Genomic DNA, 22,359 nt, shown 5'->3' on the forward strand with positions numbered 1-22,359 from the left:
CATGCGTGTCACCCTCGCACCAGCACACACGAAGACGCGTCCCGCGGACGACGGCGTCGCGCGGCGGCTCCTTGCCGGCGACGGCCCCCATGTGGTGCTGGGCGGGGATATGGGTCCGGCTGGTCTCGCCACGCCAATTCGGCCGAGCCCCACGACATTGTTCGGGCCGCGCGGCGCCTGCCTTGCAGGCCCTGCAGGGCCGCTCTTTGTCTGCGACACCGGCCATCACCGCATTGTCGTGTGGAACGAGGTCCCGGACGGCGACACCACACCGGCCGATCTCGTCATCGGCCAGAAGGACTTCGCTTGCGAAGGGCGCAACGGCAAGGGCGCCCCGGGCCCCGCGACGCTCAACGTGCCCACCGGGATCGCCGCGGCCGGCGGCGTGCTCGCGGTCGCCGATGCCTGGAACCACCGCGTGCTGATCTGGCACCGCTACCCCACGGTGTCCAACCAGCCGGCCGATGTGGTGCTCGGCCAGGCGGACTTCACCGGCACGAGTGCTAATCGCGGCAGCGATGCGCCTGCGGCCGACACGCTGTTCTGGTGCTATGGCGTCGCCATCGCCGACGGCCGTCTCTTGGTCGCCGACACCGGCAACCGGCGCGTGCTCGTCTGGGACGGCATCCCGACTGAGAACGGCACGCCGGCGGACCTGGTGCTCGGCCAGCGGGACTTCACCACGCGCGACGAGAACGCGGGCGACGCGCCGGGCGCGCTTGGCATGCGTTGGCCGCACGGGATGGCGATGGCGGGCGGCGCGCTGTTCGTGGCCGATGCCGGCGACAACCGCGTGATGGCGTGGAACGCGATGCCGTCATCCAACGGGCAGCGTTGCGACTACGTTCTGGGGCAGTCGGGCTTTGCGGGCCTCGATCACAACCGCGCGCATTATTTTCCGACTGCGGCGACGGTCAACATGCCCTATGGCGTCGCGACGCTCGGCAACCGGCTTGTCGTGGCCGACACGGCCAATTCCCGCCTGCTCGGCTTCGAGATCGGGGATCTCGCCATGGGGTCGGCCGCAACCCGTCTTTCCGGCCAGCACGGCTTCGCCGACAAGGGGGACAATCGCTGGGGTGTCGTGACCCGCGACAGCCTGTGCTGGCCCTACAACGTTTCGGCCATGTCGGACACGCTGACGATCGCCGATTCCGGCAACAACCGCGTTCTGTTGTGGAAGGGCGCGCCATGAACCTGCACCAGCCCATACCGGCGGAGCAGTCGGGCGCGGTCGAGATCAGGGTCCGCGGACGGGTGCAAGGTGTGGGATTCCGTCCCACGGTCTGGCGCATCGCCCGTGAGCTCGGTCTCAACGGCGAGGTGCTGAACGATGCCGACGGCGTTCTTGTCCGCCTCGGCGGCAGCGGCGCCGCGATCGCGCGCCTTCTCGAACGGATGGAGGCCGAACGGCCGCCGCTCGGACGGATCGACCATTTCGAGACGCGGCCCTTCGGCGGCGATCTTCCGCGCGAGTTCCGGATCGCCGAGAGCGTCGGTGGCACGGCACACACCCAAGTCACGCCTGACGCCGCGATCTGCGAGGCATGCGCCGCCGAAGTCGTGGACCCGTTCGCGCGCCGCTACCGCTATCCCTTCACCAATTGCACCCATTGCGGCCCGCGCTTCTCGATCGTCACGGGCATCCCCTACGACCGCGCGCAGACAACGATGGCGCCCTTCCCCATGTGTCCGGCATGCGATGCGGAATACACAGATCCCGCCGACCGCCGCTTCCACGCCGAACCGATCGCGTGTCACACCTGCGGTCCGACGGCACGGCTGGTGCGTTTCGACGGGCGCGCGGTGAGCTTCGATCAGCATTCCATGCTCGACGATGTCGATGCGGTTTGCAGCCTTTTGCAGAAGGGCGAGATCGTCGCGATCAAGGGGCTCGGAGGCTATCAGATCGCCTGCGACGCCACCAATGAGGACGCGGTGACGCGCTTACGGATCTTGAAGAAGCGCGATGCCAAGCCCTTCGCCTTGATGGCCCGCGACATCGAGATCGTCGGACGCTATTGCGCGCTCGACGACATTGCGCGACAGGTGCTGCACAGCCCCGAGGCCCCCATCGTCATTCTCCCTGCGAGCGGGACCGCGCGCTTGCCAGACGTCGTGGCTCCGGGCATGACGACGCTTGGCTTCATGCTGCCGACGACGCCGCTGCACCTGCTGATCTTGCGCCGCATGGACCGGCCGGTGGTGATGACGAGCGGCAACCTGTCCGATGAACCGCAAGTTACCACCGAGGCGGAGGCGAGCGCGCGGCTTTCGGCCATCGCACCGTATGCGCTGGTGCATGACCGGGACATCGCCAACCGCATCGACGACTCCGTCGTGCGCATCATGGCGGGTAAGGCGCGTCTCGTTCGCCGGGCACGCGGCTACGCGCCGGCGCCTATTCAATTGCCGCCTGGTTTCGAGGCGGCGCCACAGATCTTGGCGCACGGCGGCGAACTGAAGGCGACGTTCTGCCTGGTGAAGGACGGCGAGGCCATTCTATCCCAGCACCAGGGCGATCTCGAAGACGCGGCGACCTATGACGACTATTGCAAGAACCTCGCGCTCTACGCGACCCTGTTCGATCACGCGCCCGAGGTGCTCGTCGCCGACAAGCATCCGGAATATCTTTCGACCAAACTCGCCCGCGCCCGCGCCGGAAAGGACGGGCTCGCGACTATCGAGGTGCAGCATCACCATGCCCATGTCGGGGCGTGTCTTGCCGAGAACGGGTATCCGCTCGACGGCGCGCCGGTTCTCGGCATCGTGCTCGACGGACTGGGGCTCGGAGACGACGGCACGATCTGGGGCGGAGAGTTCCTGCTTGCCGACTACCAAGGCTACGAACGGCTCGCAACGTTCAAGCCTGTCGCCATGCCGGGCGGCGCAGCCGCAGTCCGCGAACCGTGGCGCAACCTCTACGCCCATCTCATGGCGGAGATGGGCTGGGCGCAGTTTTCTCTGAACTTTTCCGAGCTTGCGCTTTATGCCGCGCTCGAGGCGCGGCGCGGACCAACGCTCGACGCCATGATCAACAACGGCGTCAACGCGCCGCTCGCCTCGTCATGCGGACGGCTGTTCGATGCGGTCGCCGCCGCGCTCGGACTTGCCAAGGATGTCCAGGCCTATGAAGGGCAGGCCGCGGCGGCGCTGGAAGCCGCCGTCGACGAGGACGTGCTGCGCGGCGAGGACGAGGCGCTGGCCTATCCGCTCAACGGCCCGAACCTGCGGGGCTCCGGTCTTCCCTATATCGAGCCGCTCGCCATGTGGAACGCGATTCTCGGCGACCTCATTCTCGAAACGCCAGCCCCCGTGATGGCCGCGCGCTTCCACAAGGGCCTCGCCAAGGCGATCGCCGTCATGGCGCGGAAGCTCTCCCGGCGCGACAGCGCCGAGGGCGCGCGCTTCACGCATGTCGCCCTGTCGGGAGGCTGCTTCCAGAACCGTGTTTTGTTTGAGCAGGTCGTGCACCGATTGGAAGCGGAAGACTTCACGGTGCTCCCCCATGCGCAAGTTCCGGCCAACGATGGCGGACTCGCGCTCGGCCAAGCCGTCATCGGCGCCGCGCAGCTCATACAAAAAGAGATGAGGACAAGGGAAGGAAACACATCATGTGCCTCGGAATTCCAGGCCGCATCGTAAAGATCGACGATGGCGCCAAGCGGCTCGCGACCGTCGATGTCGGCGGCGTGAAGCGCCAGGTCAACATCGCTTGCATCGTGAGCGACGATCGCCCGGCCGAGAGTTGCGTCGGGGATTGGGTGCTCGTCCATGTCGGGTTCGCCATGAGCCGCATCGACGAGAAGGAAGCCGCGGAGACCCTGAAGATCCTGACCGAGCTTGGCGAGGCGCAAGCGGAGATCGAGGCCATGCGGCTCTCCGCCACCGAAGTCGGGAGGGCCGCGTCATGAAGTACATCGACGAATTCCGCGATCGCGAAAAGGCTGCCGCCCTCATCAAGGAGATCGAGGCCTTGGTCGCCGAAATCCCCATGGCCAAGGAGCGGCCGATCCACATCATGGAAGTCTGTGGCGGTCATACCCATTCGATCTTCCGCTATGGGATCGAGGGCATGCTGCCGAAGGAGATCGAGCTGGTGCATGGGCCCGGATGTCCGGTCTGTGTGCTTCCCATGGGCCGCGTCGACGATTGCGTCGCCATTGCCGAACGGCCGGGCGTGATCTTCACGACCTTCGGCGATGCCATGCGCGTGCCCGGCTCCAAGAAGAGCCTGATGCAGGCGAAGGCCGACGGCGCGGATATTCGCATGGTCTATTCGCCCATGGATGCGCTCGAGATCGCGCGCAAGAACCCGGAGCGCGAGGTCGTGTTCTTTGGACTCGGGTTCGAAACGACCATGCCGTCGACGGCGCTCACCGTCCTCCAGGCCGAACGCGAGGGCATCGCCAATTTCTCGGTGTTCTGTAACCACATCACCATCGTGCCGACGCTCAAGGCCATTCTCGAAAGTCCCGATCTCAATATCGATGCTTTCATCGGCCCGGGTCATGTCTCGATGGTTATCGGAACGGCGCCGTACGAATTCATCGCGAGCTTCTACAAGAAGCCGATGGTGGTCTCGGGTTTCGAGCCGCTCGACGTGCTCCAGTCCATCTGGATGGTGCTGAAGCAGATCAAGGACGGCCGCGCCGAAATCGAGAACCAATATGCCCGTGTCGTCCCCGACGCCGGCAATAGCGCCGCGCAGGACGCCGTCGAGAAGGTCTACGAACTGCGCGACTTCTTCGAGTGGCGGGGTCTCGGCTCCATCGACCATTCCGGCGTGAAGCTTCGCGCGGCCTATGCCCGTTACGATGCCGAGCTGAAATTCGCCCTGCCCAATCTTCAGGTCGCCGACCCGGCCGCCTGCCAATGCGGGGCGGTCCTCAAGGGCGTGATCAAACCCTGGCAGTGCGCGCTGTTCGGAACCGCGTGCACGCCCGAGACTCCCCTCGGCGCACTGATGGTGTCGTCCGAGGGCTCATGCGCGGCCTACTATCAGTATGGCGGCATCAAAGCCCAAGCAGGTGCCGCATGAACGTCATGCCGTTTCCCAAACCGCGCCGCCTCGGCAAGGTCAACGTGCCGACCGTCACGCTTGCCCATGGCGGCGGCGGCAAAGCCATGAAGGATCTCATCGACGACGTGTTCGTCTCGGCCTTCGACAATGGCACGCTTGCCCCGCTCGAGGATCAGGCGCGGATCGACCTGGCGGCCGTGGCCGCGCAAGGCGACCGGCTTGCCTTCACCACGGATTCTTTCGTAGTCGATCCGGTGGTCTTCCCCGGCGGAGACATCGGCAAGCTCGCGGTTTGCGGCACCGTGAACGATCTGGCCGTTGGCGGCGCCCGGCCGCTCTACCTCTCCTGCGCGGCGATCATCGAGGAGGGCGTCAGCCTCGATCTGTTACGGCAGATCGCCGGCTCCATGGCGGAAGCCGCCCGGGATGCGGGCGTCGGCATCGTCACCGGCGATACGAAGGTCGTCCACAAGGGGGCCTGCGACAAGCTCTTCCTCACCACGACCGGCGTCGGCGTATCCGGAAAGGTTTGGAACTCGGCGCCATCTCGCCGGCCCGGCGACATGGTCCTGGTGAACGGCCTGCTCGGCGACCATGGCGCGGCGATCCTCGGCGCGCGCGGCGACATGGCGCTGGAGTCCCCCATCGAAAGCGATTGCGCGGCATTGCATGGGCTCATCGAAGCGCTGCTCGCCGCGGCGCCCGGGACGCGTGCGTTGCGCGATGCCACCCGGGGCGGGCTCGCCACGGTCTTGAACGAGATCGCGGACGCTTCAGACACGGAAATCGAGATCGACGAGACGACGACTCCGATCCGCGAGGAAGTGAAGGGCTTCTGCGAGATTCTGGGGCTCGACCCGCTCTATCTCGCCAATGAAGGCAAGGTCGCCGCGGTGGTACCGCCGGAGGAAGCCGACGCCGCGCTATCGGCCATGCAGGCGCATCCCTTGGGCGCAGGCACCCGCATCATCGGCACGGTGAAAGACGGCGAGCCGGGGCGCGTCACCATGCGCACCGTCTTCGGTGGGCGGCGCATCGTCGACATGCTCGTCGGCGAGCAGCTTCCCAGGATCTGTTAGAGGCGTCTCATGCACGAACTCGGCATCACACAGAATATTGTGGCCATCGTCAGCGAGGCGGCGAATGGACGCAAGGTGCGCCGCGTGACGCTGGAGATTGGCGAACTGTCCGGGGTGATGGCCGACGCCGTCGCGTTCTGCTTCGACGTCGTCGCGCAAGGCACCGTGCTTGAAGGCGCAGAGCTCGACATTCGATCCATTCGCGGCCGCGCCCGCTGTAGCGACTGCGGCGCCGAATTTGACATGACCGCGCTTTACACCCCTTGCGCCTGCGGCTCGCGCCACTTGGAGCGGCTTCAGGGCGAGGAACTGAACATCAAGACCATGGAGTTGGAGGAGGCAGCCTAATGTGTGGGCATTGCGGATGTGGAAGCGACGCGAAGGTCACGGTCATCGATCTGAAGTCGGGCGCCGCTCATAGCCATGAGCATGAGCACGTCCACGAGGATGGGACCCGGCACGCGCACCCTCACGAGCACGATCATGCGCACGGTCATGACCATGATCACGACGACCATGCGCACGGTCACGAGCACCATCACGCGCACGAGCACGTTCATGCCGACGGCACGCGCCACAGCCATCCCCATGACCATCCCCATGAGCATGAGCATGACCACGGGCACGAACATCACCACCATGGCGACGCGCGAGGAGAGAACGATACGGTCGTCGCCCTCGAAGCGCGCATTCTCGCCAAGAACGATGCCGCCGCGGCAAAGAACCGGGCCTGGTTTGCGGACCATCGAATCTTGGCTCTCAACCTTGTGAGCTCCCCTGGCGCGGGCAAGACGACACTGCTCGAACGCACGATCAAGGACATGAAGGACGCGCTGCCGTTGTTTGTCCTCGAAGGCGACCAAGCCACGGCGAATGACGGCTTGCGAATCCGCGCCGCCGGCGCGCCTGCCGTGCAGGTGAATACGGGAACCGGCTGTCATCTCGAAGCCGACATGGTGGCGCGCGGCCTCGATCAACTCAGTCCGACACCGGACTCCGTGGTGATGATCGAGAATGTCGGCAATCTCGTCTGCCCCGCCATGTTCGATCTCGGCGAGCACGCGAAGGTTGCGATCCTGTCTGTCACGGAGGGCGACGACAAGCCTCTCAAATACCCGCATATGTTTCGCGCCGCAGATCTCGTGCTGATCAACAAGATCGATCTCCTGCCGCATGTCGATTTCGACGTGGCGGCGGCCGTGCGTCATGCGCTCGACGTCAATCCGCGCGTCAACGCGCTGACCGTATCGGCGCGCACGGGTGAAGGGCTGGGCGATTGGTACGCCTGGCTCAAGACACGGCGCCTCGCTGCCGGATCGCGGGCGGGAGCGCGCAATGATCCCGGCTCCGGGGACGCCATAGCCGAGGGAGGACGCTCATGATCGTTGCCGACATTCTCAAGAACAAAGGGTCCAGTGTCACGATGGTGCGGCCCGACGAGACGGCATTGGACCTCTCGGAACGGCTTCGAGCCGAACGGATTGGCGCGGCCATTGTCAGCGCCGACGGGCACGCCGTAGACGGCATCATCTCGGAGCGCGACCTTGCCTACGGCTTGGCGGCCCATGCGAGCCGTCTGCCAACGGTGCCGGTGGCAAGCTTGATGACAAAGGTTGTCGTGTTCTGTTCTCCCGACGATCCCATCAACGATGTGATGGGCGTCATGACCCAGAAACGAATCCGCCATTTGCCGGTCAAGGACGGCGACGATCTCGTGGGCCTCATCAGTATCGGCGACGTTCTCAAGCTTCGTCTCAGCGAGATGAAGCTGGAAGCCGATGTGTTGCTCGATTACGTCCGTGTACAACGTTAGGAGACATCAGCATGGTTATGACTGTTGCGAATATTCTCAAGGTCAAGGGGCGCATCTATAAATCGGTGAAGCCGACAGAGACGATCCGCGAGTTCGCGAAGCACCTGAAAGACGAACGGATCGGCGCCATGATCGTCACGACGGACGGAAAAGCGCTGGACGGGATCATCTCGGAACGAGATATCGCGCTCGGGCTCGCCGAGCATGGCGATCGTCTGCCCAATATGAAAGTCTCGCAGCTCATGACAAAGCGCGTTGAGGTGTGCTCGCCGCAGGACAGTATCGAGGAGGTGATGGACATGATGACTCATCGCCGGATTCGGCACCTGCCCGTGCAGGACGAAGGAGAACTGGTCGGCATCGTGACGATTGGCGACGTCGTCAAGGCGCATCTCGTCGAGGCCCATCTCACCACGACCAGCAGGCTGACACTCGCGCGGAGCGCCTGACAATCCCAATCGCCACGCCGGGCCCCGGCTTGCCCCGGGACGCGGACTTGCATCTCGCCGATGGTTTCGCGTTCGCGTCATTCGGCGGATCCGGCACGCCATGGGCTTTGGAAGGCGGAGGTGTGCTCGGACCGAACCGTCGGCTCGTGCTCGTCAGCTGCGCGCGCCCGCCAAAGCCTTGCTGGCCGTATCTCGGGCGAGATAGGTGGTTTGCGATGGGAAGGCGAACGCAGTCCCGGCCTCGCTGACGATCTCGGCAATCGCGAGGAGCAGTTCCTCCTGAATGGCAAGAAACTTCCCAGGCGCCACGTCGAGATAGGCAAAGACCTCGACCTTGACTGACCAATCGCCGAAGCCGACCACATGCACCCGCGGAGGCGCAAGGCTCTGACTTACATTCGGATGAGAGGACAGGAACTCCCGTATGCTGTTGCACACAGTGCGCAGTTGTTCAGTCGTTGTCTCGTACCGCAGGTCCAAGTCGTGCAAGAACAGCATTTGATCGCGCAACGCATAGTTCGTCACCTGCGTCTTGGCGAGCATTGAATTGGGGACCGACGTTACCGTGCGATCGCGTCCGCGGATCCGCGTCGACCTGAGCCCAATGTACTCGACCGTACCCTTGATACCCGCATAGTCACAGAAGTCGCCCACGCGAATAGGGCGGTCCGCGTAGAGATTGAGGCCGCCGATCAGATTCTCCAAGCTGTTCTGAGCGGCCAGCGCAACGGCGAGACCACCCACGCCCAGACCAGCCAAGACGCCTAGGACCGGCAGCCCCAGCTGTTGGGCGCCATAGGCCGCGATGCTCGCCACCGCCAATATCCCAAGGACACGGCCAAGAAGCCTGAGAAGATTGGCGTCCAGGCTCTGGTCCGGAATCTGAGGAGACGTGATCAACCATTCCACAACAATCGAGATGAAGAGCCACGCGACCCACGCAGCGGCCACGTAGAAGGCGATCTCCACAAAGACATCGACCATGTCGGCGAAGGTGCCGAGGACCATGATCTGCTCGGTGATCAGCAACTCGGCGCCGAAGATCCCGATCAACATGGCGACCGGCAGCAAGAGGCGGCGCAGATAGCTCCCGAGAGCGCGTGCCTCTGCCCTTGGCCTAATGATCTGTCTGAGCAGCAGCAAAGCTGCCGCCAGAACCACGAAGACGCCGATCGCGGCTATGATCTTCCAGATCGGTGTGTCGAGCACGGGCTGCTTCAACGTGCGCGGCAAGGCGCGTGTAAGATCGGGAGGAATCATCCAGCCGTGGAACTGAAGCTGCGCCTCGCGCCAGTTGGGCACTTCGGAGGGCGTCTTCAACGGGAGGTGCTTCGTCAGGTCGTAGAACTCTCCGGCCCTCGCGACCGTGTCCGGGTTGAAGAGGAATTGTCCCTTCGCCGGTCCCTCCATCACGCGGCTAAGGGTGATTTCGGTGCCGGGGATGGTCCAACTGGCCGGTGCGTCCACATCGGGAAAGTCGGCGGCATCGGGGATCGTATCGAGCGGAGGGACGTCGATGCGGCGCAAGGTATCGACGAGGAAGACGACCGCATCGCCCCCTATTTCGCGCCTTGCACTGGGTCGCACTTGACTTAGGTCGAGCGTTCTCAGGGCCTTGCGCATCAAAGATTCCGCCTCGGCCTGCGCCACTGGACCGGATTCGGAACGCAGCCTGATCGCAGCGGACTCAAGCGCCTGGGTGACGTCGAGAAATGTCCGCATTGTCGCCTGCGGGCTCGACGTGTCGATCGCAAGGAGTGGTTTGGCGGTATCCGCCCAAGCTCCGCTTACGAGAAGGGACAATGCGCTGAAAAGGGCAACCCAATGCCAGACTCTTCTAACCAACCTAGACTTCCCTCTATGTTCGATGTCCTGCGTGTGCGCCGGCACCGATCGGACATCTCTGATCTCGCAAGCGCGTCGTCGCGGATCGGAAGAAGCAAAGCCGCGGCAAACCCCTTGGGCGCAAAGGCCGGTTCGTCGCATGCCGAAAGAGTGCCGATACGGCCTAACAAGCATCACCGGGACAGTCCACCCGATGACTTGGTCCGAGTGACGCAGGTTCGAATCCCGCCGGGGGCATCATTGGCCTGCCAATCGCGCGCGTTGGCGCTATACCAAAGGCGCGATGGACGACAGCACGGAGCATGACGGGGCCGCGCAGCGGCGGCGGGCGCAGGACCGGATCATCACTCCCGTCCGCGGGACGTTGCGCAAAGCCTCATGGCTCTCCGTCGCGGCCGGGCTCGTCTGGCCTCTTCAGGCGGGGCTGATTGCGTGGATCGTTTCGGCTTGGGTCGCGGGCACCGGGGGCGCTTGCCGACACGCTGCCCGCGATCGCCGGCTTTGTCGTGCTTGGGCTCGTCCGGGCGGGACTGGACCACCAAGCCGGACGTCTCCTCTTCGCGCCGCCGACCGGACGATTGCCCGCGAGCGGGAAATCCTGATCCGGCGCGAAGGCCGCAACCCGTCCGACGTGGGCTCGGCGGCCATCGCCGCCTTGGCCGTTCAGAAACTGCCCCTGCTGCAGCCCTGGATCACGCGCTACCACGTGGCCATGACGCGCGCCGCGATCCTGCCGCTCGTGCTCGCCGCGCTCTCCTTCTACGTCTCCTGGGCCGGCGGCCTCATCCTGCTGATTTCCGGACCGCTCATCCCGCTCTTCATGGCCCTGGTCGGCATGGCTGCGGAGGACGCCTCGCGCCAGCAGATGCGTGAAATCACGTCCATGAACGACATGCTGATGGAGCGGCTCTCCGCCATGCTCGACATCCGCCTCCTGGGCGCGACGGCGCGGGCCGCACGCGACTTCGAAACCCGCGCGGAAAGCTTGCGCGAGAAGAGCATGGCGGTCTTGCGGGTGGCCTTCCTGTCGTCGACGGTGCTGGAGCTGTTCTCGGCCATCGGCGTTGCCATGGTGGCGGTCTTTGTCGGCTTCTCGCTGCTCGGCGAACTGAACTTCGGCACCTGGGGCACGCCGCTCACATTGCGGGAAGGGCTCTTCCTTCTGTTGATCGCGCCGGAATTCTTCCAGCCCATGCGCGACCTCGCCACCGCCTGGCACGATAGGGCGGCCGGCTATGCCGTCGTCGCCGAACTCGACGCGCTCGATGGCGCCGAACGCGTCGCCTTTGTCGGTGCGGGCACGCGCGCCACCCCGCTCGAAGGCGCTGCGTCCGTCGGTCTGTCGGACGCGGTCGCCGCGTTGCCGGGGCGCACCATCGCCCTGCCCGACCTGCATCTCGGCGCCGGGGAATCGATCGCACTGACCGGGCCCAGCGGTGCCGGCAAGACCGCGGCGCTCTCGAGCATTGCCGGCCTCGTTCCGCTCGCCTCGGGCGGCATCGCGGTCTGCGGGCACGAGCTCAATGCCACGACAGCGGATGCTTGGCGCGCGCGGGTCTCGCTCATCCCGCAACAACCGCATTTTCCCGACGAGACCCTTGCGGCTTGGCTCGATCCGGACGGGAGCGGCCGCGACCCAGGCCCGGGGCTGGAGATCGCCGCCGCACGCGGCGTTGTCGAGCGCCTTCCGCACGGCCTTCAAACGCGGCTGGGCGAAAGCGGCGGCGGCGTTTCGGGTGGCGAGGCGCGGCGGTTGATGATTGCACGCGCGGCGCTGGAGGAGAGCGACGTCGTTCTCGCCGACGAGCGACGGCCGATCTCGACGCGGAGACGGCGAAGCTCGTCATCGACGCGCTTTTGCAGCTCCAACGGCAGGGACGCATCCTGATTGTCTCTACCCACGATCCGGCATTGGCGTCGGCCCTGGATCGGCAGGCGAACCTCTCTTCGCGTCCACGGACACGCCCATGACGGCGATTGTCCGCATTTTGTGGTTCCTGCTGAGTGCCGCGCCGTGGGCGATGGCCCGGGGCGCATTGCTTTCGATTGCCGTGCTGCTCATGGGCGCCGCCCTGCTCGGGCTTTCCGGCTGGTTCATCACCGCATCCGGACTTGCCGGTATCGCCGGCATCGGCGTTGCCTTCGACTTCTTCCGCCCCTCGGCCGGCGTCCGCTTCCTGGCGCTCGGCCGGGCCGCCGCCCGTTATGGCGAACGGCTCCTCACCCATGACGCAACGCTGCGGGCGCTGGCGAAGCTGGGGTGCGCCTGCTCGAGCGGGAGGCCAGGCGCGATGGCCGCGCGCTCATGCGGCTCCGCAGCGAGGCGGTGCTGACGCGCATCGTCGCGGATGTGGACGCGTTGGACGGGCTCGCCTTGCGCCTTCTGCTCCCGGTCATCGCGGGCCTGCTCACCCATGTGGCCGTCTTCGTCGTGCTCGGCTGGCTCGTCGGCTGGCCCGTGGCCTGGGCCATCTTCATCGGCTACGTGCCGATTGCGGCCCTGGTCCTCTGGCGGCTCGGGCGCCGGGGCCTGGCCCCCTCGGAAGCCGCGGAAACGACGGCACAGACGCTGCGCCGCGGGTTGATCGACATGATCCGCGACCGGGAATCGCTGATCCTGCGGGGCCGCATCGGCGCACGCGAAGAGGCCTTGTGCGAGACCGACCGCGAGCTGCGGCACGCGGCACGGCAACTCGACGCGCACGAACGGGATGCGGGCTTCCTCCTGGTTGTGCTCGTCACCCTCATCACCGGCATGGCGCTCGCGGCCGGCGGCTGGCTGGTCACGGGCACGGGGGAGAGCGCGGCCATCGCCGCGATCGGTGTCTTCGTCGCACTTGCGCTCGCCGAAACCGTCCTCCCCTTGCGGCGCGGCTTTGCCGAGCTTGGCCGCATGGCCGGTGCGGCCCGGCGCATCGGCGGGTTTGCCGTCACGGCCGGAACGCCCAGGGACGCGCCCTCCAGCGCCATGCCGGACGCCGGCCCGCCTGGCGCCCCCGTCCTGACGGTCCGTACACCCGATTTCGGCTTCGCCCTGAAGCCCAGCGACGCGGTCGCGATCACGGGCCCGAGCGGCGCCGGCAAGACAACGCTCTTGCTGCAGATTGCCGGACTCGTGCAAATCGCCGGGGCTGGGGATGGCCAGCCGCATGAGGATGCGCCAGAAATCGCAGTCTTCGGACGGCCGCCTTCTGACTGGGACGAGATGGCCTTCCGGGGGCTGGTCACCATGGTGCCGCAGCGCAGCGCGCTCCTGCGCGGCACCATCCGCGAGAACCTGGCGCTGGCCGCGGACGCGACCGACGCTGAGATGTGGGCCGCTCTGGCTGCGGCGGACCTCCACCAAACGATCGACGAACGCGGCGGGCTGGACGCGCGGCTCGGCGAAAGCGGCGCCGGCCTCTCCGGTGGACAGGCAAGACGGCTATGCCTTGCACGCGCGGTCCTGAAACGTCCCCGCCTCCTCTTGCTCGACGAGCCAACCGAAGGGCTCGACGATGAGACCTCACACCTTGTACTTTTTGGTATTCGCAGGGCACTGCCGGATACTGCTATTGTGGCCGCGCTTCATCGGGGTTCTGGGCACCCCGTGTTCGGGCAACGCTACGCCTTGAGGATTCCGCCCAGAATTTGAGATATGTCACAGTGTCCCTGCGACACCGTGATAGGAGCGTTCCGCACGCTGCGGCCGTAACGTCGCGCCGCGCAAGCAGTACGTTCCGGAAACTGGGAGACCGTCTGTCATGGAACTGGGTGTCGTCGAACTTTCGCGCCTGCAATTCGCGATGACAGCGATGTATCACTTCCTCTTCGTGCCGCTGACGCTCGGATTGTCGGTCATCATCGCCATCATGGAGACCGTCTATGTGATGACGGGGCGGCCGATCTGGCGGCAGATGACCAAGTTCTGGGGCACCCTGTTCGGCATCAACTTCGTTCTGGGCGTCGCGACGGGCATCACCATGGAATTCCAGTTCGGTATGAACTGGAGCTACTACAGCCACTATGTCGGCGACATTTTCGGTGCGCCGCTCGCCGTCGAGGGCCTGATGGCCTTCTTCCTGGAGGCGACCTTTGTGGGCCTGTTCTTCTTCGGCTGGGACAAGCTCTCGAAAGTCGGCCATCTCACCGTGACGTGGATGGTGGCCCTTGGTTCGAACCTTTCCGCGCTCTGGATCCTGATCGCCAACGGCTGGATGCAGAATCCTGTCGGGTCCGTGTTCAATCCCGACACGATGCGGATGGAGATGATGTCGTTCTACGACGTGCTGTTCAATCCTGTGGCACAGGCCAAGTTCGTGCACACCGTTTCGGCGGGCTATGTCACTGCCTCGGTCTTCGTTCTTGGCGTCTCGGCCTGGTACCTGCTCAAGGACCGGCATGTGGAGCTGGCACGCCGGTCCATTTCCGTCGCGGCTGCGTTCGGTTTGGCCTCCGCTTTGTCCGTGGTCGTCCTTGGCGATGAATCCGGATATACGGCGAGCCACACCCAGAGGATGAAGCTCGCCGCGATTGAGGCGATGTGGAAAACAGAGCCCGCCCCCGCCTCCTTCACGCTGGTCGGCTTCCCGGACCAGGAGGCCCGCGAGACGCACTACGCCATCCACATTCCCTGGGCCATGGGCCTTCTCGCGACCCGGTCCTTGGACCAAACCATCCCCGGTATTGAAGAACTCGTCGAGGAAGCAAAGAAGCGCATCGAGAGCGGCATCGTTGCCTACGACGCACTGATGAAAATACGGACGGAGCGCGAAGCGGCACGGGCGAGCGGGACGCGGCCGACCGCGGACGTTTCCAGCCACACCGACTCCCCGGAGCTGCGCAAGGCCTTCGAAGACAATTCCGACAATCTCGGCTTCGCACTCCTCCTGAAGCGCTACGTGGACGATCCGACCCAAGCGACGCCGGAGCAAATCGAGAAAGCCGCGAACGACACGATTCCCGGGGTTGCCCCGCTCTTCTGGACGTTCCGGATCATGGTCGGCTTCGGGTTCCTGTTCATCGCCTTCATGGCCTATTTCTTCTGGAAATCGAGCTTCGGCGGGGAGCGCTATCCGCGCTGGGCCCTGATCTTCGCCGTCTGTCTCATCCCGGCGCCCTGGATCGCAGCCGAGATGGGCTGGTTTGTCGCCGAGTACGGCCGTCAGCCCTGGACCGTCGACGGAGTGCTGCCCACTGCCCTATCCGCGAGCCAGCTCTCGGTGCAGGAGCTCTTCATCACCTTGGGCGGGTTCGTCACCTTCTATTCGATCCTCTTCATCATCGAGATGGCCTTGATGATCAAATTCATCCGGAAAGGCCCTTATCAAGACGTCGAGGAGACTGAAGCCTGGGAAGCGCAGCACGAGCGCCGTCTCGGCGCGATGGATGATAGCGGCCTCGCCGCCCCGAGCCCTGCGGAGTAAGAGCCATGATCCTTGCCGATTTGATCTCATATGACGTCCTGCGCGTCATTTGGTGGCTGCTTCTGGGCGTACTCCTGATCGGGTTCGCCATGACGGACGGCTTCGATATGGGCGTCGGCGCGCTTCTACCCTTCGCCGCGAAGACGGATATCGAACGCCGCATCGCCATCAACACGGTCGGGCCAGTCTGGGAGGGCAACCAGGTTTGGTTCATTCTCGGCGGCGGCGCGATCTTCGCCGCCTGGCCGCTCGTCTACGCCGTCAGCTTCTCGGGTTTCTATCTTGCGATGTTCGCGGTGCTCGCGGCGCTCATCCTGAGACCGGTCGCGTTCAAATACCGCTCCAAGCGCGAAGGCAAGCTTTGGCGCTCGGGCTGGGACTGGGCGCTGTTCGTTGGCGGGGCGGTCCCGGCTCTCATCTTCGGGGTCGCGGTTGGCGATGTTCTCCAGGGCGTACCCTTCAGGCTGTCGCCGGAACTCGTCTCCTACTACGAGGGCAGCTCCTTCCTGTGGAAGTTTCTTGGCCTCCTAAACCCGTTCGCGCTCCTGACGGGCGTCGTATCCCTCGCAATGCTCATGACCCATGGCGCGGCCTGGCTGGCCCTCAAGGCCGAGGACCCCGTCGCGGCGCGGGCGCGATCCATCGGATCGGTAACCGGCATCGTGGCCATCGTGGGCTACGCGCTGGCCGGCCTTTGGCTCGCCTTCGGCATGCAGGGCTATGCCATCGTGGGCGAGGTCGTGACCGACGGGCCCTCCAACCCGCTCTTTTCGGAGGTGACGCGCACAAGCACGTGGCTGATCGCCTATGCGGACCGGCCATGGATCGTGATCGCGCCGATCCTGGCGTTCCTCGGCATGATCATGACCGTGAGAGATCTGCGCGCGGACCACGAGGTCGCGACGCTTCTGTGGTCCCAGCTCGGTATCTTCGGCACTATCTCATCCGTTGGTCTGACGATGTTTCCGTTCATCCTGCCCTCGTCGATCGACCCCAAGTCGTCGCTGACCGCGTGGGATTCCTCGTCCTCGCACACCACGCTCTTCATCATGCTGGTGGCCACGGTCATTTTCCTGCCGATCGTCCTGGCCTACACCGCCTGGGTCTACAAGGTCCTCTGGGGCAAGGTGACCGCGGCCGAGGTCACCGGTTCTTCCGACTCCGTCTACTAGGAAAGGAGCCAGACACATGTGGTACTTCGCCTGGCTACTCGGGCTCCCGCTGGCCGCGATGTTCGCTGTCGTGAACGCCATGTGGCTGGAGATGCAGCGCGACCGGATACTCGTCGAACAGCAGGGCGGCGGCGCGCGCGACGACGCCTAGGCCATCCGGCCCGAAGAGCTCCGACAGGCGCCGGCGGCAGCCTACGGCGCCACGGCACGGCGCCGTCCACGTGTGACGGCTTGCGTCATCGTTCCAATGTCATGGACACGTTAACCTGTGCCTCGCACCGGCCCGACCCGGCCGCGGACGGTACTGGACAGCGAAGAACGCAAGGACGATGGACCTCATGACCACCGAGCAAGGCACCCCCAACCCAAAGCCTGCAAGACAAGGTCTCCCTTGTCACCGGCTCGACCAGCGGCATCGGGCTTGGCATCGCCCGGGCGCTCGCGGCTGCCGGTTCCGCGGTGGTCCTCAACGGATTTGGCGACCCCGACGAGATCGATGCGGCGCAGAACGCGATCGCCGAGGAATTCGGCGTTCCCGTCACCTATTCGGGCGCGGACATGTCCAAGCCCGCAGATATCGAGGAGATGTTCAAGCTGATCCTCGGTGAATTCGGCGCGATCGACGTCCTCGTCAACAATGCCGGCATTCAGCACGTGGAGCCCATCGAGACGTTTCCGGTCGCGAAGTGGGACGCCATCCTCGCGATCAATCTGAGTTCGGCATTCCATACCACGCGGCTCGCGCTCCCCCGGATGGTCGAGAAAGGCTGGGGCCGCATCATCAATGTCGCCTCGGCCCATGGTCTCATCGCCTCGCCCTTCAAATCCGCCTATGTGGCCGCCAAGCACGGGATGGTCGGGCTGACCAAGGTCACGGCGCTGGAAGTGGCGGAGAAGGGGATTACCTGCAACGCCATCTGCCCGGGCTATGTCTATACGCCGCTGGTGGAGAAGCAGATCGGCGAACAGGCCGAGGCCCATGGCATCCCCCGCGAGCAGGTTATTCGCGACGTGCTCCTGGCAGGCCAGCCCAACAAGCGCTTCGCGACCGTGGAGGAATTGGGCGGCATCGCGCTGTTCCTGACCTCCGACGCGGCCACGTCCATCACCGGCACGACGATCTCGGCTGACGGCGGCTGGACGGCGCACTGACCCCGGGACCCCCTTCCCGGATGGCCGTTCCCTTGCAACGCGGCGAGACAGCCTCGGGCGTGCATGAGCCCGGCGTACTTGCGCGACAGCACTTTCTCTGCGGCACCTGGACCCGAATCTATGCTCTATTAGGGCCCGTGAGACTCGTAATTCTGATCCTGCAGCGCTTGGCGATCTTCAGCCTTGGCGCCGTTGGTATTTGGCTGATTGTCAACGTATTTCAATGGGTTGACGGCGAATTGCCGTCGGTCCTCGCGCTCGCTGCCACCTATGGTCTCGCCGCCTACGTCATCCTTCCCTATTTCGTGCGCATGGGCCTCATGGTCTTGCGGCACCAGCACGTCCCGCGCTTCACCATCACCGGCGACGGTCTGCCGGGCGATCCGGTCAATCTGGGGCTGATCGGTACGTTCGACGAACTGCGCGAGGCGTTCGCCAAAGTGGGCTGGCACGAGGCCGACGCGCTCACCTTGTCGAGCTCCTGGGGCATGGTCAAAGCGTTCGTTCTGAACAAGTCCTACCCCAAGGCCCCGTTTTCGACCCTTTACCTGTTCGGGCGCGGCCAGGATATCGGCTTCCAGAAGGCCATCGGCGACAGCCCGCGCAAGCGCCACCACGTGCGATTCTGGGCCAAATGCCTCACCGAAGCGGAGACCGTGGACGACGTGTTCTGGCACGGGACACACCGGCCGGACACCCGCGAACGGGTCCTTTGGGTCGGGGCCGGCACCAAAGATACGGGCTTCTCGCTGACACGCCTCACCTTTCAGATCACCCATGCCACGGACGCCGACACCAACGCCGAGCGCGACTTCATCATGGGCGAACTCGTCCGGCACCGCGCGATCGGCGTCGTCGATTTGTATGAAGCCGGCGAGGAGATTTCCGCCGGGACCGTGAACCACTATGTCACCGACGGCATCATCGCGGTCGCACCGCTCCTGGCGGAAGAAAGAACCCGGCGCGCGGTCTAAACATCCGGACGCCAGGGCGCTCAAAAAGAGAAAGCCCCGATCGCCTTTTGGGCGACCGGGGCTTCCTGTGGACTAGACAATAGTCAGGGAAGTCCCGACTTTAGACGGGCTCCATGACAGATTTACAACAGCCGGCACGATGAGACGGGCCGCCCGCGTTGTTTCAACACGTCATTTCAATGCGTCGCCCATCCGCTAGGATGGCTCCGGCCCAGGGAGGTGCCGACGATGCGTCTGATGATGAGATTCTCCATTCCCGTCGAACGGGGCAACGAGGCCCACAAGGATGGCAGCATGGGGCCCGCGATCGAGGCGATCGTCTCGGAAACGAAGGCCGAGGCCGCCTATTTCACGGTCGAGGGCGGGGAGCGGACCGGTTACATCTTTTTCGAGACGGACGACCCGGCCGTCCTGCCGAAACTGAATGAGGCCATGTTCGCCGCGCTCGACGCCGCGATCGACATCGTGCCGATCCTGACGCTGGACGACCTCAAGCGCGGGCTGTCGTCCTAGGGGCTCGGGCGCCCGCACCCACGCGAGGCCCACCTGGCCGGCGGCGCAGACCGCTTGCCCGGGCTGTCTTGGCGCGCCTCAGAACCAGCACCGTCTCGCGCACCGTCATACGGTTTTCAACCACAATCCTCGCTAGGATCGCCAATCACCGCACCGCCATGAAGGGGCCGAGACTGAGAGACGCATGAGCGACAAGACGACGATGGACCAGGCCTCCGGTCTGAAGAAACGCCTCATCGACATCCGCAGCAACAAAATCTTCGAACTGTTCGTGATCACCGTCATCGTGATCTCGGCGCTCAAGGTGGGGATCGGCACTTACCCGCTCGGGCCGAAGCTCACCGCCGGGCTCAAGGTTCTCGACTACGCGGTCACGATCTTCTTCCTGGCCGAGATCCTGATCCGGATGGCCGCCGAGCACAATCTCAAGCGGTTCTTCTCGAAAGGGTGGAACATCTTCGACTTCGTGATCGTGACGGCGAGCCTCATTCCGATCGACGAAAGCGAGATGGCGCTGTTGGGACGCCTTCTGCGCATCTTCCGCGTCCTGCGGCTCGTGTCGATGATTCCCGAGCTGCAGGTCCTGCTGAACGCCCTGCTCCAGGCGATCCCGCGCATGGGCTACGTGTCGCTTCTGATGTTCATCATCTTCTATATCTACGGCGCGGCCGGGAGCATCTTCTTCGCCGAGGTCAATCCCACGCTCTGGGGCAATATCTCCATCGCCATGCTGACGCTGTTCCGCGTGGCGACGTTCGAGGATTGGACGGACGTGATGTACGAGACCATGCAGGTCTATCCCTTGAGCTGGATGTTCTATCTCAGCTTCATCTTCCTGGTGGCCTTCATCTTCTTGAACATGATGATCGGCATCGTGATCCAGACCCTGCAAAGCGAGCATGAGAAGATCGAAGCCGGCGAGACCACGCACGCGCCCGAAATGATCGCGAGCGAGAACCCCATCACGGCGCCGTCGATCGATGCGCGTCTCGCGCGGATCGAGGCGCGGCTGGAAAATCTGACCGACGCGCTCACGACCGTGCCAAGGCGCAGCGCCACCTAAGCTGCCCTGGGGATCGCGGCGCTCGACAAAAAAGGGCCGGCGCGCTCTTAGCAACGCACCGGCGAGGTTGGCGGAGAGAAGTGTCGTGTGGCTTATCCGGCGATCCGGGCCGTGCCCGACCGGCCGTCATTGCGAACCCAGCGCACATTGTGCTTTCCCTGCTGGCTGAGTGCGTAGCAATAGGTCTCGCCGTCCATCCAGCTGGACCACTTCTGGCAAAGCATGCGGCCGTCGACCCACCATTTGCCATGGTCCGACACGCCTTTGCTGCCCGAGAAGGCGGCGGCGACCGTGCTCATGCGGCCCGTCATGGTCCCGCGCGCCGAATACCGGATCGGCAGTTCGAAACCGGAAATCTTGAGTACGACGGTCTTGTCCGAGACAGCGCTGCGCAGGGCATCGCCCGACAAGGCCGTGCTCGCCGCACCGGCGGCACCGGCGCCTGCCGAACACATCGCCACGACGGCAGCAATCTTGAAAGACATCTTCAACATGGGATCATCCTCCGACTCTGAAACACTTCCACGAGGCCGCGCCGTTCCTTGTTTGGCGCGGGGCTTCGTTTCACCGAGCGGAAGGGTCCCCCCGCTCATCTGATGATCAGTCTCGCAAAGGAGCGCTGAACCGAAGCTGATCGGGCCGTTCATCCGCCATTCACGAAACGGACACGCTTGCCGGACCGGCCCGGCGCCCGTAAGAAGCAGGAATGCGGAAGTTCATCCTCATAGCGCCGGCTGTCGCGATGGCGTTGAGCTTGGCGCGCCGCACCTCGCGATGGCGCAGGATCAAGACGGCGGCCAGGGCTGGACCAGGCAACCCGAGCGGGCGCCCCGCGCTCAACCGGGTCGAGAGCGCCCGACACGGGCCACGGAGGCCCCTGAAGTTCGCCGGTTCACACCTAAGTTTCGGACGGCGCGCGCGACGGGCGACGCCGATATGCCGACGCGTATGCCGCAGATGGAGCGGCCGGACGGCACGCGCTCGCCCGTGACGGCAAGCCCGCACGCGACGGACCCCAACGCCCCGCGGCAGGCCCTGTCGCGGTCGGCGCCGTTGCGCTTGCACGCGCCCCTGTCGCCGTCCGATGCGGATAGCGGGAGCGCGACGGTCGTGTCCCACAGAACCGAACCGGCCCAGGCGCCGCGCATGGAGATCGCGACCGACACCAGGACCGGGCGCGCCAGTTTCGAAGATTGGCTTTTCGGACGTTAGCTGCCGGCGCGGCTAGCGCTCGTTGACGACGAAATTGTCGAAGGTGAATGTTGCAGACGCATCGTCCGGCGAGATGCCGTAAAGCCCCACCGCGCCGCCGTCTTTGGGCCGCTTCGCCTTGAAGCGCCGGACCTCCTTCGCATTGACGAAGAGGGTCGCGTCCTTCGGCTGGAGTGTCAGTTCGATGCTGTTCACGGCGCCGGCGCCTGTCTTGAGCGCGCTCGTCTCCTGGGTGAATAGCGTCTTCGACGTGCCGTCCGACATGCGCCGCACCTCGAGCCAGCCGTCGGCCCAGACGAAAACGGCGTAGTAGTTCTTCCAGTCCTCCCACCAGAATACGAGGCCCGCGGGGCTGCCGGCGACGTTCGGCGCTTCGGCGACGCTCATGTCGACACAGATCGCCGCGCCCTTCGTCTTCGTCTCGAGATTGACGACCCCGCCGGCCCCCTTGATGACGAGCGCACCATCGTCGACGAGAACGGCCTCGTCGGCATCTCCCCAGGAGGCATCGAGAAACGCGAAGTCGTCTTCATACAGAGCGTTTTCGGGATCGCACGCGGCCTGCGCACCATGGTTTGCCACGAGCAACCCCAGCGCCACCACGAGGCCGGCGAGACGCGAAGAAGAAGACCTCATCGCTTCACTCCCTAAACATACAG

At 64.8% G+C, this 22,359-nt stretch carries 23 protein-coding genes; 20 read left to right on the forward strand and 3 right to left on the reverse strand.

What is annotated here, in order from left to right:
- Window position 1: 1 nt before the first annotated feature.
- From AUC68_RS09185 to AUC68_RS09225, 9 genes are read left to right on the forward strand one after another with little or no spacing between them, the layout of a single operon-like run.
- Complete coding sequence (locus tag AUC68_RS09185) at window positions 2-1,195, forward strand: NHL repeat-containing protein (RefSeq protein WP_069437344.1); 1,194 nt, start codon at window positions 2-4, stop codon at window positions 1,193-1,195.
- Window positions 1,192-3,645, forward strand: a complete 2,454-nt coding sequence (gene hypF, locus AUC68_RS09190; protein ID WP_069437467.1) for a carbamoyltransferase HypF — start codon at window positions 1,192-1,194, stop codon at window positions 3,643-3,645. Before AUC68_RS09185 ends, hypF begins: the two co-directional genes overlap by 4 nt.
- The gene (locus tag AUC68_RS09195; RefSeq protein ID WP_069437345.1) at window positions 3,615-3,914 is read left to right on the forward strand and encodes a HypC/HybG/HupF family hydrogenase formation chaperone; all 300 of its coding nucleotides are present in this window, start codon (window positions 3,615-3,617) and stop codon (window positions 3,912-3,914) included. Before hypF ends, AUC68_RS09195 begins: the two co-directional genes overlap by 31 nt.
- Window positions 3,911-5,041 (forward strand): hydrogenase formation protein HypD, encoded by a 1,131-nt coding sequence (gene hypD, locus AUC68_RS09200; protein WP_069437346.1) that lies wholly within the window; start codon window positions 3,911-3,913, stop codon window positions 5,039-5,041. Before AUC68_RS09195 ends, hypD begins: the two co-directional genes overlap by 4 nt.
- Complete coding sequence (gene hypE / locus AUC68_RS09205; RefSeq protein ID WP_069437347.1) at window positions 5,038-6,102, forward strand: hydrogenase expression/formation protein HypE; 1,065 nt, start codon at window positions 5,038-5,040, stop codon at window positions 6,100-6,102. The genes hypD and hypE overlap by 4 nt, the downstream gene beginning before the upstream one ends.
- A gap of 9 nt (window positions 6,103-6,111) precedes the next feature.
- A complete protein-coding gene (gene hypA / locus AUC68_RS09210; protein ID WP_069437348.1) occupies window positions 6,112-6,450 on the forward strand; it encodes a hydrogenase maturation nickel metallochaperone HypA in 339 nt (112 codons plus the stop codon).
- Entirely contained in the window at window positions 6,450-7,484 is a 1,035-nt protein-coding gene (gene hypB / locus AUC68_RS09215; protein WP_069437349.1) for a hydrogenase nickel incorporation protein HypB, read from the forward strand. Before hypA ends, hypB begins: the two co-directional genes overlap by 1 nt.
- Window positions 7,481-7,915 carry a CBS domain-containing protein gene (locus AUC68_RS09220; RefSeq protein ID WP_069437350.1) on the forward strand — a complete coding sequence of 145 codons (435 nt, stop codon included), beginning with the start codon at window positions 7,481-7,483 and terminating at the stop codon, window positions 7,913-7,915. Before hypB ends, AUC68_RS09220 begins: the two co-directional genes overlap by 4 nt.
- A gap of 11 nt (window positions 7,916-7,926) precedes the next feature.
- Entirely contained in the window at window positions 7,927-8,364 is a 438-nt protein-coding gene (locus tag AUC68_RS09225) for a CBS domain-containing protein (protein ID WP_204377001.1), read from the forward strand.
- A gap of 153 nt (window positions 8,365-8,517) precedes the next feature.
- Here AUC68_RS09225 and AUC68_RS09230 read toward each other — a convergent pair whose 3' ends face one another.
- Window positions 8,518-10,086 carry a mechanosensitive ion channel family protein gene (locus AUC68_RS09230; protein ID WP_069437352.1) on the reverse strand — a complete coding sequence of 523 codons (1,569 nt, stop codon included), beginning with the start codon at window positions 10,084-10,086 and terminating at the stop codon, window positions 8,518-8,520.
- Between the two features lie 406 nt (window positions 10,087-10,492).
- Here AUC68_RS09230 and AUC68_RS09235 point away from each other — a divergent pair, with 406 nt between their 5' ends.
- The 10 genes from AUC68_RS09235 (at window position 10,493) to AUC68_RS09275 (ending at window position 20,488) form a co-directional block, all read left to right on the forward strand.
- Window positions 10,493-12,097, forward strand: a complete 1,605-nt coding sequence (locus AUC68_RS09235) for an ABC transporter ATP-binding protein/permease (protein WP_204377003.1) — start codon at window positions 10,493-10,495, stop codon at window positions 12,095-12,097.
- Window positions 12,098-12,176: 79 nt separating this feature from the next.
- A complete protein-coding gene (locus AUC68_RS15925) occupies window positions 12,177-12,542 on the forward strand; it encodes a hypothetical protein (RefSeq protein WP_083240579.1) in 366 nt (121 codons plus the stop codon).
- Window positions 12,515-13,843 carry an ATP-binding cassette domain-containing protein gene (locus AUC68_RS09240; protein ID WP_083240580.1) on the forward strand — a complete coding sequence of 443 codons (1,329 nt, stop codon included), beginning with the start codon at window positions 12,515-12,517 and terminating at the stop codon, window positions 13,841-13,843. Before AUC68_RS15925 ends, AUC68_RS09240 begins: the two co-directional genes overlap by 28 nt.
- A 109-nt stretch (window positions 13,844-13,952) precedes the next feature.
- Window positions 13,953-15,614, forward strand: a complete 1,662-nt coding sequence (locus AUC68_RS09245) for a cytochrome ubiquinol oxidase subunit I (protein ID WP_069437353.1) — start codon at window positions 13,953-13,955, stop codon at window positions 15,612-15,614.
- Between the two features lie 5 nt (window positions 15,615-15,619).
- Window positions 15,620-16,786 (forward strand): cytochrome d ubiquinol oxidase subunit II, encoded by a 1,167-nt coding sequence (cydB, locus tag AUC68_RS09250; protein WP_069437354.1) that lies wholly within the window; start codon window positions 15,620-15,622, stop codon window positions 16,784-16,786.
- A 16-nt stretch (window positions 16,787-16,802) separates the two neighbouring features.
- Window positions 16,803-16,937 (forward strand): cytochrome bd-I oxidase subunit CydX, encoded by a 135-nt coding sequence (gene cydX / locus AUC68_RS09255; protein ID WP_069437355.1) that lies wholly within the window; start codon window positions 16,803-16,805, stop codon window positions 16,935-16,937.
- Between the two features lie 221 nt (window positions 16,938-17,158).
- Complete coding sequence (locus AUC68_RS09260; protein ID WP_069437356.1) at window positions 17,159-17,938, forward strand: 3-hydroxybutyrate dehydrogenase; 780 nt, start codon at window positions 17,159-17,161, stop codon at window positions 17,936-17,938.
- A 137-nt stretch (window positions 17,939-18,075) separates the two neighbouring features.
- Entirely contained in the window at window positions 18,076-18,912 is an 837-nt protein-coding gene (locus AUC68_RS09265) for an LssY C-terminal domain-containing protein (RefSeq protein ID WP_069437357.1), read from the forward strand.
- 237 nt (window positions 18,913-19,149) lie between these two features.
- Window positions 19,150-19,425 (forward strand): DUF3303 family protein, encoded by a 276-nt coding sequence (locus AUC68_RS09270; RefSeq protein WP_141701182.1) that lies wholly within the window; start codon window positions 19,150-19,152, stop codon window positions 19,423-19,425.
- Window positions 19,426-19,609: 184 nt separating this feature from the next.
- Window positions 19,610-20,488, forward strand: a complete 879-nt coding sequence (locus AUC68_RS09275) for an ion transporter (protein WP_204377004.1) — start codon at window positions 19,610-19,612, stop codon at window positions 20,486-20,488.
- A gap of 92 nt (window positions 20,489-20,580) precedes the next feature.
- Here the strand turns inward: AUC68_RS09275 and AUC68_RS09280 are convergent, their stop codons facing one another.
- A complete protein-coding gene (locus AUC68_RS09280) occupies window positions 20,581-20,982 on the reverse strand; it encodes a hypothetical protein (RefSeq protein WP_083240581.1) in 402 nt (133 codons plus the stop codon).
- 442 nt (window positions 20,983-21,424) lie between these two features.
- Between AUC68_RS09280 and AUC68_RS09285 the strand changes: the two genes are divergently transcribed.
- Entirely contained in the window at window positions 21,425-21,700 is a 276-nt protein-coding gene (locus AUC68_RS09285; RefSeq protein ID WP_069437359.1) for a hypothetical protein, read from the forward strand.
- Between the two features lie 12 nt (window positions 21,701-21,712).
- Here AUC68_RS09285 and AUC68_RS09290 read toward each other — a convergent pair whose 3' ends face one another.
- On the reverse strand, window positions 21,713-22,336 hold the full coding sequence (locus tag AUC68_RS09290; RefSeq protein WP_141701183.1) for a hypothetical protein: 624 nt from the start codon (window positions 22,334-22,336) through the stop codon (window positions 21,713-21,715).
- Window positions 22,337-22,359 lie beyond the last annotated feature (23 nt).

It is taken from the genome of Methyloceanibacter methanicus (genome assembly GCF_001723285.1).
GTDB lineage: Bacteria > Pseudomonadota > Alphaproteobacteria > Rhizobiales > Methyloligellaceae > Methyloceanibacter > Methyloceanibacter methanicus.